12 protein-coding genes are annotated in these 14,330 nt (G+C 65.9%); 10 read left to right on the plus strand and 2 right to left on the minus strand.

Annotated elements, in window-relative coordinates; translation table 11 throughout:
• Window positions 1–31 precede the first annotated feature (31 nt).
• The 6 genes from WT60_RS00550 (at window position 32) to WT60_RS00580 (ending at window position 7,014) form a co-directional block, all read left to right on the plus strand.
• A complete protein-coding gene (locus tag WT60_RS00550; protein ID WP_038750121.1) occupies window positions 32–1,717 on the plus strand; it encodes a GMC family oxidoreductase N-terminal domain-containing protein in 1,686 nt (561 codons plus the stop codon).
• Window positions 1,718–2,219: 502 nt separating this feature from the next.
• On the plus strand, window positions 2,220–2,999 hold the full coding sequence (locus WT60_RS00560) for an ABC transporter ATP-binding protein (protein ID WP_038750124.1): 780 nt from the start codon (window positions 2,220–2,222) through the stop codon (window positions 2,997–2,999).
• Window positions 2,996–3,751, plus strand: coding sequence for an ABC transporter ATP-binding protein (locus WT60_RS00565; RefSeq protein WP_038750127.1), 756 nt, complete (start codon window positions 2,996–2,998; stop codon window positions 3,749–3,751). The genes WT60_RS00560 and WT60_RS00565 overlap by 4 nt, the downstream gene beginning before the upstream one ends.
• Before the next feature lie 69 nt (window positions 3,752–3,820).
• Complete coding sequence (locus WT60_RS00570) at window positions 3,821–5,017, plus strand: ABC transporter substrate-binding protein (RefSeq protein WP_038750129.1); 1,197 nt, start codon at window positions 3,821–3,823, stop codon at window positions 5,015–5,017.
• A gap of 138 nt (window positions 5,018–5,155) precedes the next feature.
• On the plus strand, window positions 5,156–6,040 hold the full coding sequence (locus WT60_RS00575; protein WP_038750132.1) for a branched-chain amino acid ABC transporter permease: 885 nt from the start codon (window positions 5,156–5,158) through the stop codon (window positions 6,038–6,040).
• Window positions 6,040–7,014 (plus strand): branched-chain amino acid ABC transporter permease, encoded by a 975-nt coding sequence (locus WT60_RS00580; protein ID WP_059577931.1) that lies wholly within the window; start codon window positions 6,040–6,042, stop codon window positions 7,012–7,014. Before WT60_RS00575 ends, WT60_RS00580 begins: the two co-directional genes overlap by 1 nt.
• 379 nt (window positions 7,015–7,393) lie before the next feature.
• On the opposite strand, the gene WT60_RS33320 is transcribed toward WT60_RS00580, so the two are convergent.
• Both WT60_RS33320 and WT60_RS33325 read right to left on the minus strand, forming a co-directional pair.
• On the minus strand, window positions 7,394–7,780 hold the full coding sequence (locus tag WT60_RS33320) for a hypothetical protein (protein ID WP_145986707.1): 387 nt from the start codon (window positions 7,778–7,780) through the stop codon (window positions 7,394–7,396).
• Between the two features lie 79 nt (window positions 7,781–7,859).
• A complete protein-coding gene (locus WT60_RS33325) occupies window positions 7,860–8,504 on the minus strand; it encodes a hypothetical protein (protein ID WP_145986708.1) in 645 nt (214 codons plus the stop codon).
• A gap of 629 nt (window positions 8,505–9,133) precedes the next feature.
• Here WT60_RS33325 and WT60_RS00600 point away from each other — a divergent pair.
• From WT60_RS00600 to WT60_RS00615, 4 genes are all read left to right on the plus strand, one after another.
• Window positions 9,134–10,291: an ABC transporter substrate-binding protein gene (locus tag WT60_RS00600; protein ID WP_038750135.1), complete on the plus strand. Its 1,158-nt coding sequence runs from the start codon at window positions 9,134–9,136 to the stop codon at window positions 10,289–10,291.
• 299 nt (window positions 10,292–10,590) lie between these two features.
• The gene (locus WT60_RS00605; protein ID WP_038750138.1) at window positions 10,591–11,646 is read left to right on the plus strand and encodes a branched-chain amino acid ABC transporter permease; all 1,056 of its coding nucleotides are present in this window, start codon (window positions 10,591–10,593) and stop codon (window positions 11,644–11,646) included.
• 4 nt (window positions 11,647–11,650) lie between these two features.
• Entirely contained in the window at window positions 11,651–13,435 is a 1,785-nt protein-coding gene (locus tag WT60_RS00610; RefSeq protein ID WP_060356255.1) for a branched-chain amino acid ABC transporter ATP-binding protein/permease, read from the plus strand.
• Window positions 13,432–14,187 carry an ABC transporter ATP-binding protein gene (locus WT60_RS00615; protein WP_059577946.1) on the plus strand — a complete coding sequence of 252 codons (756 nt, stop codon included), beginning with the start codon at window positions 13,432–13,434 and terminating at the stop codon, window positions 14,185–14,187. Before WT60_RS00610 ends, WT60_RS00615 begins: the two co-directional genes overlap by 4 nt.
• The last annotated feature ends 143 nt before the right edge of the window (window positions 14,188–14,330 follow it).

A 14,330-nucleotide genomic window follows, 5' to 3' on the forward strand; every position in this document is an offset into this window, starting at 1 on the left:
CCGCCGCACCCATATTGAGGAGACGGAGAAGGTGGCTACCGAACGTACGCTCGAAGGCGAATTCGATTATGTGATCGTCGGCGCCGGCACGGCGGGCTGCGTGCTCGCGAACCGGCTCACCGAGGACCCCGACGTGACCGTGCTGCTGCTCGAAGCCGGCGGCAAGGACGACTATCACTGGGTCCACATTCCGGTCGGCTATCTGTATTGCATCGGCAATCCGCGCACCGACTGGCTCTACAAGACCGAGCCCGAAGCGGGCCTGAACGGCCGCGCGCTGTCGTACCCACGCGGGCGCGTGCTGGGCGGCTCGTCGTCGATCAACGGGATGATCTACATGCGCGGCCAGCGCGACGACTACGACGAATGGGCGCGGGCGACGGGCGACGCGGGCTGGTCATGGGACAGCGTGCTGCCGGTCTTCAAGCGCAGCGAGGATCATCACGCGGGCGCGAGCGACGCGCACGGCGCGGGCGGCATGTGGCGCGTCGAGAAGCAGCGGCTGCGCTGGGAGATCCTGGAAGCGTTCGCGCAGGCCGCGCAGCAGACGGGCATTCCGTCGACCGACGATTTCAATCGCGGCGACAACACGGGCGTCGGTTATTTCGAAGTCAATCAGAAGCGCGGCATTCGCTGGAACGCGTCGAAGGCGTTCCTGCGTCCCGCGCTCTCGCGGCCGAACCTCACCGTGATCACCGGCGCGCAGGCCGAGCGGCTCGTGTTCGACGGCAAGCGCTGCGCGGGCGTCGAGTATCGCGGCGGCGGCGCGCCCTTCGTCGCGCGCGCGCGCGGCGAAGTGCTGCTCGCGTCGGGCGCCGTGAATTCGCCGCCGTTGCTCGAGCTGTCCGGCATCGGCGACGGCAACCGACTGCAGGCGCTTGGCGTCGGCGTGGTCGCGGATCTGCGCGGCGTCGGCGAAAACCTTCAGGATCACTTGCAGTTGCGCATGGCGTTTCGCGTGCGCGGCGTGCGCACGCTCAACACGCTGTCCGCGCACTGGTGGGGCAAGCTGTGGATCGGCCTGCAATATGCGCTGATGCAGCGCGGGCCGATGTCGATGGCGCCGTCGCAGTTGGGCGCGTTCGCGAAATCGGACCCGAACGATCCGTCGCTCGCGCGGCCCGATCTCGAATACCACGTGCAGCCGCTGTCGCTCGAGCGTTTCGGCGAGCCGCTGCATCGCTTCAACGCGTTCACTGCTTCGGTCTGCCATCTGCGGCCGACGTCGCGCGGCAGCATTCATGCAACGTCGCCCGACCCGGCGCACGCGCCGTCGATCGCGCCGAACTATCTGTCGACCGATTACGATCGTCACGTCGCGGCGAACGCGCTGCGCCTCACGCGCCGGATCGCCGCCGCGCCCGCGCTTGCGCGCTATGCACCCGAGGAAATCCTGCCGGGCTCCCAGTATCTGAGCGAGGAAGAATTGATCGCCGCGGCGGGCGCGGTCGGCACGACGATCTTCCATCCGGTCGGCACGTGCCGGATGGGGCGCGCGGACGATCCGCACGCGGTCGTCGACAGCCGCCTGCGCGTGCTTGGCGTGACGGGGCTGCGGGTCGTCGATGCGTCGGTGATGCCGACGATCACGTCGGGCAATACGAACTCGCCGACGTTGATGATCGCCGAGCGCGCGAGCGACATGATCCGCGCGGATCGTCGCGGCGCGGCGGAGCGCGGCGCGGCCGCGCACGCGGATGCCGCGCTGCCGTCGTAAAACCGACACGATCCGTTGAAAGATCCGGCAAACAATCGCAATAAAAAAACAGCCGAGGGTTAACCCAAAAGCGCAGCCGGCTATCGCGCGCGCACTCGATCGCGGCAGTGGTTTTCGATTCGTACCGGAACACGTTTTCTTGTCGAGAATATTTTCGCCGCGCGCGGAAAAAATGCATGCGGCATCAGGGTTTGCGCGAGATCTGAAACGATTTCGCGCTAACCGATCGGCTGCGCGGCAATACGCGAGCGTATTGATCTGGAAATCAAAAAAAACGAGTAAAAAATGCTTGCGTCTGTCGTGCCCTATAAGTGCAAATCCCGATGAATGCACTGCACCAACGGCGCGACAATGACACGCGGTCGGAATCTGCGACTTGCGCGGGGAGACCAGCCTCGACGCAATCACACAAAGCTCGGGGGCAGCCTCACATCCGCTGAACGCATCGTGGCCGCTTGTGCGAGATCTCCCAGCGCTTCGCCTCACTTCGTAGGAAGGGAACATGATTCTCGGCGACACGATTCTCGAAACACGCGGACTCACGAAGGAATTCAAGGGCTTCACCGCGGTGAACGGCGTGAACCTGCGCGTGCGGCGCGGCTCGATCCACGCGCTGATCGGGCCGAACGGCGCGGGCAAGACCACTTGCTTCAATCTCCTGACAAAATTCCTGAAGCCGACGTCGGGTCAGATCGTCTACAACGGCATCGACATTACCGACGAGCGCCCCGCGCAGATCGCGCGGCGCGGCGTGATCCGTTCGTTCCAGATCTCCGCGGTGTTTCCGCATCTGACCGCGCTGCAGAACGTGCGCATCGGCCTGCAGCGCTCGCTCGGCACCGCGTTCCATTTCTGGCGCAGCGAGCGCTCGCTCAAGCGCCTCGACGATCGCGCGATGGATCTGCTCACGCAGGTCGGCCTCACCGATTTCGCGCACGTGCCGACGGTCGAGCTCGCCTACGGCCGCAAGCGCGCGCTCGAAATCGCGACGACGCTCGCGATGGAGCCCGAGCTGATGCTGCTCGACGAGCCGACGCAGGGAATGGGCCACGAGGACGTCGATCGCGTGACGGCGCTCATCAAGAAGGTTGCGAGCGGCCGCACGATCCTGATGGTCGAGCACAACATGAACGTGATCGCGGGCATCTCCGACACGATCACCGTCCTGCAGCGCGGCGAAGTGCTCGCGGAAGGCACGTACGCGGAGGTGTCGAAGAATCCGCTCGTCGTCGAGGCGTACATGGGCAGCGCGGACGCGGCCCTCGCGGGGGCGCACGCATGAACCACAGCGAACGGGAAGAGCGCGAGTTGAACAACGTCGAAAGCGGTACGCCCGCGCTCGCGATCGCGGGGCTCGAAGCGTGGTACGGCGAATCGCACATCCTGCACGGCGTCGATCTGACCGTGCACCGCGGCGAAGTGGTCACGCTGCTCGGCCGCAACGGCGCGGGACGCACGACGACGCTGCGCGCGATCATGGGGCTCACGGGCCGGCGAAGCGGCTCGATCAAGGTCGCCGGCCACGAGACGATCGATTTGCCGACGCACCGTATCGCGCATTACGGCATCGGCTATTGCCCGGAGGAGCGCGGGATCTTCTCGAGCCTGTCGTGCGAGGAGAACCTGCTGTTGCCGCCCGTGCTCGGCGATCGCAAGAGCGCGATGTCGCTCGAAGACATCTACGAGATGTTCCCGAACCTCGCGTCGCGACGCAGCAGCCAGGGCACGCGGCTGTCGGGCGGCGAGCAGCAGATGCTCGCCGTCGCGCGGATCTTGCGCACGGGCGCGAATCTGCTGCTGCTCGACGAGATCTCCGAGGGCCTCGCGCCCGTGATCGTGCAGACGCTCGCGAAGATGATCGTCACGCTGAAGGCGCGCGGCTACACGATCGTGATGGTCGAGCAGAACTTCCGTTTCGCGGCGCCGCTCGCCGATCGGTTCTACGTGATGGAGCACGGCCGCATCGTCGAGCATTTCGGCGCGACCGAGCTCGAAGGGAAGATGCCCGTGCTGCACGATCTGCTGGGCGTCTAGCGCGCCGCTTTGCCGGTCCCCCGATGTACATAACCTGACAACCACAACGCACTACACCAGGAGACGTCAATGAAAATGAAGACCCTCGCGCACGCATGTCTCGCCGCCGCCGCCGCGTGGTCGGTGGGCGCCGCGCAAGCCGCGGACACCGTGAAGATCGGCTTCATCACCGACATGTCCGGCCTTTACGCCGACATCGACGGGCAGGGCGGCCTCGAGGCGATCAAGATGGCGGTGGCCGATTTCGGCGGCAAGGTGAACGGCAAGCCGATCGAAGTGGTGTACGCGGATCACCAGAACAAGGCGGACATCGCCGCGTCGAAGGCGCGCGAATGGATGGACCGCGGCGGGCTCGATCTGCTCGTCGGCGGCACGAACTCGGCGACCGCGCTGTCGATGAACCAGGTCGCGGCCGAGAAGAAGAAGGTCTACATCAACATCGGCGCGGGCGCGGACACGCTCACGAACGAGCAGTGCACGCCGTACACGGTCCACTACGCGTACGACACGATGGCGCTCGCGAAGGGCACGGGCTCGGCCGTGGTGAAGCAGGGCGGCAAGACGTGGTTCTTCCTGACCGCCGATTACGCGTTCGGCAAGGCGCTCGAGAAGAACACCGCGGACGTCGTGAAGGCGAACGGCGGCAAGGTGCTCGGCGAAGTGCGGCATCCGCTGTCGGCGTCGGACTTCTCGTCGTTCCTGTTGCAGGCGCAGTCGTCGAAAGCGCAGATCCTCGGCCTCGCGAACGCGGGCGGCGACACGGTGAACGCGATCAAGGCGGCGAAGGAATTCGGCATCACGAAGACGATGAAGCTTGCCGCGCTGCTGATGTTCATCGACGACGTCCACTCGCTCGGCCTCGAGACGACGCAGGGCCTCGTGCTGACGGACAGCTGGTACTGGAATCGCGATTCGGCATCGCGACAGTGGGCGCAGCGCTACTTCGGGAAGATGAAGAAGATGCCGTCGAGCCTGCAGGCGGCCGACTATTCGTCGGTGACGACCTATCTGAAGGCGGTGCAGGCGGTGGGCTCGACCGATTCCGACAAGGTGATGGCCCAGCTCAAAAAGATGAAGATCGACGACTTCTACGCGAAGGGCTACATCCGCACGGACGGCAGCATGATTCACGACATGTATCTGATGGAAGTGAAGAAGCCGTCAGAATCGAAGGAGCCGTGGGACTACTACAAGGTCGTCGCGACGATCCCCGGCGAGCAGGCGTTCACGACGAAGCAGGAGACGCGCTGCACGTTGTGGAAGTGACGTGACGCATTGCACGCGCCGCGCGCGTTTCGGCGCGCGGCGAACGTGCGCGCGACGGCGGCCCTGACGCGACCGTTGCGCGCATTTGGTTGCATGCGCAACTATTTCAACCTGACAGATTGACTGACGGCAGATTCGATGGACATCTTCGGCATTCCGATGTCGGCGATGCTGAGCCAGTTGTTGCTCGGACTCGTCAACGGCTCGTTCTACGCGATCCTGAGCCTCGGGCTCGCGGTGATCTTCGGGCTGCTCAACGTGATCAACTTCGCGCACGGCGCGCTTTTCATGCTGGGCGCGATGCTCGCGTGGATGGGGCTCACGTATCTCGGCCTGCCGTACTGGGCGATGCTCGTGCTCGCGCCCGTCGTCGTCGGCCTGTTCGGCATCCTGATCGAACGCTCGATGCTGCGCTGGCTCTACAAGCTCGATCACCTGTACGGCCTGCTGCTGACGTTCGGGCTCACGCTCGTCGTCGAAGGCGTGTTCCGCGCGATCTATGGCTCGTCCGGGCAGCCGTACGACGTGCCCGAGCTGCTCTCCGGCGCGACGAATCTCGGCTTCATGTTCCTGCCGAACTATCGCGCGTGGGTTGTCGTCGCGTCGCTCGCGGTGTGTCTCGCGACGTGGTTCGTGATCGAGAAGACGCGGCTCGGCGCGTATCTGCGCGCGGGCACCGAGAATCCGAAGCTCGTCGAGGCGTTCGGCGTGAACGTGCCGATGATGGTCACGCTGACGTACGGCTTCGGCGTCGCGCTCGCCGCGTTCGCGGGCGTGCTCGCGGCGCCCGTGATCCAGGTGTCGCCGCTGATGGGGCAGCCGATGATCATCACCGTGTTCGCGGTCGTCGTGATCGGCGGGATGGGCTCGATTCTCGGCTCGATCGTGACGGGCCTGATGCTCGGCGTGATCGAGGGCCTGACGCGCGTGTTCTATCCGGAAGCGTCGGCGACGGTCGTCTTCGTGATCATGGCGATCGTGCTGCTGATCCGTCCGGCAGGTTTATTCGGTAAGGAAAGATGATGCAGAGAAAAGCGCTCTACGGGCTGCTGCTCGCCGGCCTTCTCGTCGCGCCGTTCGCCGGCGCGTATCCGGTGTTCGTGATGAAGGTGCTGTGCTTCGCGCTCTTCGCGGCCGCGTTCAATCTGCTGATCGGCTTCACGGGCCTGCTGTCGTTCGGCCATGCGATGTTCCTCGCGACCGCGGGCTACGTGACGGGCTACGCGATGCAGTCGCTCGGCATGACGCCCGAGCTCGGCGTGCTCGCCGGCACCGCGGCGGCGACGCTGCTCGGCCTCGTCGTCGGCCTGTTCGCGATCCGGCGGCAGGGCATCTATTTCGCGATGATCACGCTCGCGTTCGCGCAGATGGTGTACTTCATCTATCTGCAGGCGCCGTTCACGCACGGCGAGGACGGGCTGCAGGGCGTGCCGCGCGGCAAGCTGTTCGGGCTCGTCGATCTGTCGTCGGATCTCGCGCTCTACTACGTCGTGCTTGCCGTCATCGCGTGCGCGTGCTTCTTCATCGTGCGCATCGTGCATTCGCCGTTCGGGCAAGTGCTCGTGGCGATCAAGGAGAACGAGCCTCGCGCGACGTCGCTCGGCTACGATACCGATCGCTTCAAGCTGCTCGCGTTCATCCTGTCGGCCGCGCTCGCGGGGCTCGCGGGCGCGCTGAAGGTCGTCGTGCTCGGCTTCGAGACGCTGAGCGACGCGTACTGGACGATGTCGGGCCTCGTCGTGCTGATGACGCTCGTGGGCGGCATGGGCACGCTGTTCGGCCCGCTCGTCGGCGCGGCGCTGATCGTCGCGCTCGAGGATCGGCTGGGCGACATCGGCACCTGGCTCGCGTCGGCGACGGGCATCGACTGGTTCCGCTCGCTCGGCGAGTCCGCGACGATCGTCACGGGCCTCATCTTCATCGCGTGCGTGCTTGCATTCCGGCGTGGAATCGTCGGCGAGGTGATCGCGCGCGTGCGGCCGCTGCGGACGTCCTGAGCGATCGTGCGGTGCGCAACGATCGTTGGGAATGCGATGCAATAGGCACGGCAAACGCCGATCCGGCCGGGCTGCCGGCATGCCCCAATTTCGTGCGGCGATGCACCATAGGGGTAAATGCTAGGTTGTCGCATCCGGCAAGCTTGCATTAACCTTGGTCTCAGTTCTGATGCACCGCGAAACGAATTTGCAGGTGGAGAACGAGGAGACATTCGAGGCACTGAGTGCCCGATCCAAAGCGCTGTTGGATTCGTTCCAACAGCGCTTTTTATTTGTGCGCCGGCCATTGCGCCGCGCGCGATCTTCGCCGAATTCCGCCGATCCAGCCGCCTTCGATTGCCGTTCGCACACGGCCGCGCGGCCCTTGCCGCTGCGGGCTTCACCCGGTTGTCGCGCGCTCTAAGCGTCCGCTACACTCGCCGTTCCCCGACCCGTCGGTCGGGGCTGGCCGAGCGCAAGACACGGAGACGAACTCGATGAAACGGGCGTGGCGGTTCTGGGGATTCGGCGCGGCAGCCGCATGGGCGGCCGTCTCGCGCGCCGCGTTCGCAAACGCCGCGGTCGGCCCCGCCGTCTCCGCTATTGGCCCTGCCGCGTTGTTCGGCATTTCCGGAAAGAACGTGATCGTGCTGCCGCCGAAGGGGATCGGCGGGCGGGGGGCGAGCGGCGGCGTCGTCGCCGCGCCCGATTCGGCGAAGGCGGTGACGAATGCGCGCAAGCTCGCGAGCGAGGGCGAGGGCGATTCGCCGATCGGCGAAGGCGGCATGACGAATTCACTCCAGTTGACCGACGTCGCCGCGCGGTTGGCAGCGCCGATGATTTCGCCCGCGGCCGCCGCTTCCTATTTAGCGAAGGCGGAGACGAATGTGCGCAAGCTCGCGAGCGGGGGCAACGGCGATGCGCGGATTGGTTCGCTTCGCGTGGCGAACGCGCGCGTGACGACCGAGATCGCCGCGAATTCGCCGGCGTTCATGATTTCGCCAACGGCCGTCGCGTCGATCGTCGAGCCGCTCGGTGCGACGCGCGGCGAAATCTTCAACACGCCGCAACGCGAGCTGCGAGACGACACCCCGATCGCGAGCTCCATCGCGGAGCACGTGACGAAGCGCGGCGCGACGATGGTTGCGTTCGGCGCGCTTGTTGGTCGTGGTGATGCATCGAGGAGCGAGGGGCCGCTCGACGAGTCCGGCCGTGCCGCGGCCGTGAAACAGCGCGCGTTCGCCGCGATCGAGCGCTTCGCGCGCGACGATGCGCCGAGGGCGGGGGCGGGGCGCGGGCCGAAAGCGATGTCGAAGCCGTTCGGCGCGGCGCTGATCGCGGGCGCGGACATGCCGACAGCGCTGCCGCCGGACACGCGGAATGCGCGCGCCCACAGGGGCGCAATTCATCCGGCGTACGGCGTCGCAAACGACGATCTCCGGCGCGCGTGCGGCAGCGACTGCGAACGCACGCATCTGCACGTTGGCCGGCTTTTCTTCGCCGATCAACATCCCGATTCGAATTCAACCGCGCTGTCCGCGCTCGCATGCAAGCGCGCGGCAAACGCGTGCCGTGCCGGCACTGCGTCGACGTTCAGCGGTGACGCGCGCGACGCGGCGTTGCGCGTGCCGCGCGCGATTGCGATTGCGCGGGCACACGGCTCGCCTGGTACGTCGGCGTCTCGCCACATGCGGCACGCAGCGTGCGGGAGCGCGAAGGGAAGAACGTCGCCGTCGGCGAGTCGCGTGTTCGAGGCGAGCGCCACCGATGAGACCGGTTTCGGCTGACGCGCGAGCGTGACCGCCGAAATCGTCGACCGCCAGCGCGTGCCCGCGCGGAGCCGAGCGCGCTGCATCGCGCGGCCGACGGCGTCGACGGCGGGCGAATGCGACCGCCTGTGTTTCTCGCGGCCGCTCGGCGTACGGCATCGGTCGGAGGATTGCAGCAATAGCGGACTGCAAGACAGCAGCAGAAGGGGCGTGCGATGCGCACGCACTGGGGAGCGCAACAAAACAAAACGCGCCCCGCGCCGATTCGCGGTTGCACGTGAAACCGGCCGCGGTGGCGTGCAGGTTCGATCGGCTTGTCGCGTCGCAATGGCGCGATCGATCGCATTTCGCGCAGCGTTTGGAGACACACAATGAAAATGAACCGATGGATCGAGGCCGCGCTTGCGGCCGGCTGCTTGTTGACCGCCGGGCTTGCATCGGCACAGGTGAAGATCGGCGTCACGGTGTCGGCGACGGGCGCCGCCGCGTCGCTCGGCATTCCCGAGAAGAACACGGTCGCGCTGTTGCCGACGGAAATCGGCGGCAAGCGCGTCGAGTACATCGTGCTCGACGACGCGTCGGACACGAGCCGCGCGGTGCAAAACGCGCGCAAGCTGATCGACGAGGATCACGTTGACGCGATCGTCGGCTCGTCGATCACGCCGAATGCGCTCGCGATGATCGATGTCGTCGCGCAAGGCAAGACGCCGACGATTTCGCTCGCGGCGAGCGCGCACATCATTGCGCCGATGGACGCGAAGCGCGCGTGGGTGTTCAAGACGCCGCAGAACGATCGCCTGATGGCCGACGCGCTCGCCGGCTACATGGCGAAGCACGGCGTGAAGACGGTCGGCTTCATCGGCTTTGCGGACGCATACGGCGCCGGCTGGTACGACGTGTTCAGCGCGGCCGCGGCGGCGAACGGGCTGAAGATCGTCGCGAACGAGCGCTATAACCGCACCGACGCGTCGGTGACGGGGCAGGTGCTGAAGACGCTCGGCGCGCGTCCGGACGCGGTGCTGATCGCGGGCGCCGGCACGCCCGCCGCGTTGCCCGCGAAGACGCTGAAGGAGCGCGGCTACACGGGCAAGGTCTATCAGACGCACGGCGTCGCGAACAACGATTTCCTGCGCGTGTGTGGCAAGGATTGCGACGGCGAGTTGCTGCCGGCGGGGCCCGTGCTCGTCGCCGGCCAGTTGCCCGATTCGAACCCGGCGAAGCAGCCGGCGCTCGCGTACAAGGCCGCGTATGAGAAGGCGTACGGCGCGGGCGCGGTATCGACGTTCGGCGGCCACGTGTGGGACGCCGGCCTGATGCTTCAGCGCGCGATTCCCGACGCGCTGAAGAAGGCGCAGCCCGGCACGCCGGCGTTCCGCGAGGCGCTGCGCGGCGCGCTCGAGAACGTCAAGGATCTGCCGGTATCGCATGGCGTGATCAATACGACGCCCGCGGATCACAACGGCTTCGACGCGCGTGCCCGCGTGATCGTGCAGATCGTCGGCGACAAGTGGAAGCTGCAGGCCGATTGAACGGCGGCTGATGCGCGTGCGCCTCGTCTCGCGTTGCGTTGCGTTGCGCACGCACCGCGCAGCGCGGCGCGGGACGGCACGCGTCGAGAGCGAAGGGCTTCGCCTTCCGCATGCGATGCATCACGCGGCGTGGCACGGTTTTCACGTCGCACCCATATCGGCGAGCGGCGCGTCTCGTCCTTTTGCCGGATGATGGGTGACGTCCGGCGCCGTCACAGCGCGCCGCTTCGCGACAGCGGCCGTCGCGCCGGCCGTACTTCCGTTTTTTCCGTCGACGCATTCTCAACCGAAGAAACCACATGGATTTCTCTATCGCGGCGATTCTTGCGCAGGACGGCATCACGACAGGGGCAATCTACGCGCTGCTGTCGCTCGCGCTCGTGCTCGTCTTTTCCGTCACGCGCGTGATCTTCATTCCCCAGGGCGAATTCGTCACGTACGGCGCGCTGACGCTTGCCGCGCTGCAGGCGCAGAAGTTTCCGGCAACCTGCTGGCTGCTGTTCTGCGCCGGCATCGCGTGCTTCATGCTCGAAGTAGGCGGGCTGATTCGGTATCGGGCGCGCCGTCATCAGCTCGCGCGTACGCTGGCGACACTCGCGAGCCGCTATGTGCTGCTGCCGCTCGCGATCTACGCGGTGACGAGAAGCGCCGCCGCGCAGCCGCTGCCGATGATCGCGCAGATCGCGCTCACGCTCGCGATCGTCGTGCCGCTCGGGCCGTTCATCTATCGGCTCGCGTATCAGCCGATCGCCGAAAGCACGACCCTGCTGCTGCTGATCGTGTCGGTCGCCGTGCATTTCGCGCTGGTCGGGCTCGGGCTCGTGATGTTCGGCGCGGAAGGCTCGCGCACGACCGCGTTCTCCGATGCGTCGCTCGCCGTCGGCAGCCTGTCGATTTCGATGCAGAGCGCTTGGGTGGCCGGTGCCGCGCTCGTGCTGATCGTCGCGCTTTATCTGTATTTCGAGCGCACGCTGCCCGGCAAGGCGCTGCGTGCGACGTCGGTGAACCGTCTCGGCGCGCAGCTCGTCGGCATCGGCACGACCGAGGCCGGGCGGCTCGCGTTCACGCTGGCGGCAGGGCTCGGTGCGTTGTCCGGCGTGCTCGTCGGGCCGCTGACGACGGTCTACTACGATTCCGGCTTCCTGATCGGCCTGAAGGGCTTCGTCGGCGCGATCGTCGGCGGGCTCGTCAGCTATCCGCTCGCGGCAGCGGGGGCGTTGTTCGTCGGCGTGCTCGAATCGTATTCGTCGTTTTGGGCGAGCGCCTACAAGGAAGTGATCGTTTTCACGTTGATCGTGCCGGTGCTGTTATGGCGCAGCCTTGCGGCGCCGCAAACCGAAGACGAGGAGGCGTGACGCGATGAAGGCGATCTTGCGCAACAAGGCGTTCTGGCTGTTTCTCCTCGTGCTGTTCGTGCTGCCGGTGCTGCCCGGCGCGGCGCGCGTGCCCGAGTATTGGATCACGCTGCTGAACTACATCGGGCTCTATGCGATCGTCGCGATCGGGCTCGTGCTGCTGACCGGCATCGGCGGGATGACGAGCTTCGGCCAGGCGGCGTTCGTCGGCATCGGCGCGTACGCGACTGCGTATCTGACGACGGCTTACGGCGCGTCGCCGTGGCTCGGGTTGATCGCGGGCATTGCGCTGACGGCGCTCGTCGCGCTCGTGCTGGGCGCCGTCACGATGCGCCTCTCAGGCCATTTTCTGCCGCTGGGAACGATCGCTTGGGGGCTCGCGCTGTTCTTCCTGTTCGGTAATCTCGATTGGCTCGGCAAATACGATGGGATCAACGGCATTCCGGCGCTTGCCGTGTTCGGGCAGGCGCTCGATACCGGCCGCAGCCTCTATTACCTGATCTGGATCGCCGTGCTCGCGGCGATCGTCACTGTTCAGAACCTGCTTAATAGCCGGCCGGGGCGTGCGATCCGTGCGTTGAGGGGCGGGGGCGTGATGGCCGAGGCGATGGGCGTGAACACCGGATGGATGCGCGTGGCGATCTTCGTTTATGCGGCGGTGCTCGCGTCGATTTCGGGTTTTCTGTATGCGCATCTGCAGCGTGCAGTGAACCCGACGCCGTTCGGGCTGAATCATGGGATCGAGTTCCTGTTCATGGCGGTGGTCGGCGGCGTCGCGCACGTGTGGGGCGCGGCGCTCGGCGCCGCGATCGTCACCGTGCTGCAGGACTATCTGCAGACGCTGCTGCCTAAGCTGCTCGGCGCGGAAGGCAACTTCGAGATCATCGTGTTCGGCGTGTTGATGGTCCTGCTGCTGCAGTACGCACGGCAGGGCGTTTGGCCTTTCGTCGCGAAGCTCTTTCCGCGCGAGCCGGCTGCCCGGGCTCCGGGCCATGCGGAGCCGCTGCCGCAGCGCGCGCGGCCGCGGGCCGGCGAGACGCTGCTCGCCGTCGACAACGTGCGTAAGCAGTTCGGTGGGCTCGTCGCGGTGAACGACGTGAGTTTCGACGTGCTGGCGGGGCAGATCGTCGGCCTGATCGGCCCGAATGGGGCGGGCAAGTCGACGACGTTCAATCTCGTGACGGGCGTGCTGCGGCCGACAAGCGGCGAGATCACGTTCCGCGGCGAGCGTATCGACCAACTTGTTTCACGTGAAATCGTGAAGCGGGGCATCGGTCGCACATTCCAGCACGTGAAATTGCTGCCTGGAATGACCGCACTGGAGAACGTTGCGATCGGCGCGCATCTGCGTGGCTCGACCGGCATCTGGCGCAGTATCGTCAGACTGAATGCGCAAGAGGAGGCGCGGCTGATGGCCGAGGCCGCGAACCAGATCCGGCGCGTCGGCCTCGAAGCGCACATGTACGACGAAGCGGGCAGCCTCGCGCTCGGCCAGCAGCGAATTCTCGAGGTTGCCCGCGCGTTGTGCAGCGATCCGACGCTCTTGCTGCTCGACGAGCCCGCAGCCGGCCTGCGCTACCAGGAAAAGCAGCGGCTGGCTGAACTATTGCGTAAGTTGAGGGCGGAAGGGATGAGCGTGCTGCTTGTCGAACACGATATGGATTTCGTGATGAACCTGACCGATCGGCTGGTCGTAATGGAATTCGGTGTCCGAATTGCCGAGGGGCTGCCGCAAGACGTACAGCAGGACCCCGCGGTGCTGGAAGCTTATCTCGGCGGAGTCGAATGATGGGCCAAATAACGCCGATTCTACAAGTGCGCGATCTGTCGGTGCGCTACGGCAAGGTCGAAGCATTGCATCGCGCGGTGCTAAACGTCGAAGCGGGGCAGATCGTCGCTGTGATCGGCCCGAACGGGGCGGGCAAGTCAACGCTGCTTAACGCGGTGATGGGCGCGTTGCCGACGACCGGCCACTCGGCCGGCGCGATCCGGTACCGCGGCGACGACGTGAATGCGTTGCCGGTCGAGCAGCGCGTCGCGCGCGGGATGTGCCTCGTGCCGGAAAAGCGAGAGCTGTTCGGCACGATGTCGGTCGAGGACAACCTCGTGCTCGGCGCATACCGGCTGAAGATGGCCGGTGACGCACACTTTCTCGACCAGCTCGAGCCGGTTTTCACGTTGTTTCCGAGGCTGAAGGAGCGGCGCAAGCAGACGGCGGGAACGCTGTCGGGCGGTGAGCGGCAAATGCTCGCGGTTGGACGCGCGCTGATGGGTAAGCCGGATCTGCTGATGCTCGACGAGCCGAGCCTCGGGCTCGCACCGCTGATCGTGAAGGAGATTTTTCATATCATCAGCGCGCTGCGTGGAACCGGCGTAGCGACGCTGCTGATCGAGCAGAATGCGCGCGCGGCCTTGCAGATCTCCGACTACGGCTATGTGCTCGAAACCGGTGAGATCGCGCTGGAAGGCCCGGCAGGCGAGCTTGCCCGGAATCCCAGGGTGATCGAAACCTACCTCGGGCTTGCGAAGAAGGCTGTGTAAGGGCCGCTTCGCGCGCTTCGATCGGCGGCGTGTTTCACGTGAAACACGCCGTTTTTTGTTGGTCGGCCGTTCGAACGAGATTCGGGCCAAAAGCGAACCCGCTATAATTCGGCCCATACATTTCTCTGATAGGTTCGTGCGCC

It is taken from the genome of Burkholderia sp. MSMB617WGS, from assembly GCF_001532025.2.
GTDB lineage: Bacteria > Pseudomonadota > Gammaproteobacteria > Burkholderiales > Burkholderiaceae > Burkholderia > Burkholderia savannae.

What these genes read in the sequence shown, in the direction of transcription:
- WT60_RS00560 (WP_038750124.1), top strand. Translation starts at nt 2,220, where the DNA reads ATGATTCTCGGCGACACGATTCTCGAAACACGCGGACTCACGAAGGAA.
- WT60_RS00565 (WP_038750127.1), top strand. Translation starts at nt 2,996, where the DNA reads ATGAACCACAGCGAACGGGAAGAGCGCGAGTTGAACAACGTCGAAAGC.
- WT60_RS00570 (WP_038750129.1), top strand. Translation starts at nt 3,821, where the DNA reads ATGAAAATGAAGACCCTCGCGCACGCATGTCTCGCCGCCGCCGCCGCG.
- WT60_RS00575 (WP_038750132.1), top strand. Translation starts at nt 5,156, where the DNA reads ATGGACATCTTCGGCATTCCGATGTCGGCGATGCTGAGCCAGTTGTTG.
- WT60_RS00580 (WP_059577931.1), top strand. Translation starts at nt 6,040, where the DNA reads ATGCAGAGAAAAGCGCTCTACGGGCTGCTGCTCGCCGGCCTTCTCGTC.
- WT60_RS33320 (WP_145986707.1), bottom strand. Translation starts at nt 7,780, where the DNA reads ATGCCGCCTTCGCCGATCGGCGAATCGCCCTCGCCCTCGCTCGCGAGC.
- WT60_RS33325 (WP_145986708.1), bottom strand. Translation starts at nt 8,504, where the DNA reads ATGTTGATCGGCGAAGAAAAGCCGGCCAACGTGCAGATGCGTGCGTTC.
- WT60_RS00600 (WP_038750135.1), top strand. Translation starts at nt 9,134, where the DNA reads ATGAAAATGAACCGATGGATCGAGGCCGCGCTTGCGGCCGGCTGCTTG.
- WT60_RS00605 (WP_038750138.1), top strand. Translation starts at nt 10,591, where the DNA reads ATGGATTTCTCTATCGCGGCGATTCTTGCGCAGGACGGCATCACGACA.
- WT60_RS00610 (WP_060356255.1), top strand. Translation starts at nt 11,651, where the DNA reads ATGAAGGCGATCTTGCGCAACAAGGCGTTCTGGCTGTTTCTCCTCGTG.
- WT60_RS00615 (WP_059577946.1), top strand. Translation starts at nt 13,432, where the DNA reads ATGATGGGCCAAATAACGCCGATTCTACAAGTGCGCGATCTGTCGGTG.